Origin of the sequence: Microbispora sp. NBRC 16548, from assembly GCF_030268985.1 — a bacterium.
GTDB classification, from domain to species: Bacteria; Actinomycetota; Actinomycetes; order Streptosporangiales; family Streptosporangiaceae; genus Microbispora; species Microbispora catharanthi.
On sequence record NZ_BSSF01000067.1, the window covers coordinates 1 to 585 of the forward strand.

Here is a 585-nt window from a genome sequence, read left to right on the forward strand (position 1 = left end):
TCCGATTCCGGGTCCGTGTCTGATTCCGGGTCCGGTGTAGCTAATCCCCCCTCTGAAGGAGCGTTCCATGACTGAGGTCGATCAGGCCGCGCCGGCCGGTCCCCGCGTGAAGGCGGCGGGCCCGGGCGGGCGGTTCGGCCGGCTGGGTGAGGTCCGGCATCTGGGGTTGGTCGCGGCGCTGGTGCTGCTGGCGATCGTGGGCCTGGTGACCAGGCCGGAGAACTTCGCCACGTCCTCCAATTTGGTGAGCATCCTGGCGCTGGCCTCGACGATCGGGGTGATCACGGTCGGCATGACGTTCGTGATCATCGGTGGTGGTATCGATCTGTCGGTCGGGGCGCTGATGGCGTTGGCGTCGGTGTGGGCGACCACGCTGGCCACCCAGGCCTACGGGCCGGTCGTGATGATCGTTTGTGCGGTGCTGGTGGGCACCGGCGCGGGGCTGCTGAACGGGATTTTGATCTCTTATGGGCGGATGGTGCCGTTCATCGCGACGCTGGCGATGATGGTGGCCGGGCGGGGCCTGGCGCAGCGGATGTCCAACCAGCGCACGCAGTTGGTGCAGCCGGACAACTCGCTGATCGT

Annotated in this window: 1 protein-coding gene; it reads left to right on the forward strand. The window is 67.4% G+C overall.

The genetic code is table 11. From position 1 onward, the window contains the following. Positions 1 to 67: 67 nt before the first annotated feature. The coding region (locus QSK36_RS43055) for an ABC transporter permease (RefSeq protein ID WP_502883471.1) at positions 68 to 585 on the forward strand (518 nt) is incomplete at its 3' end.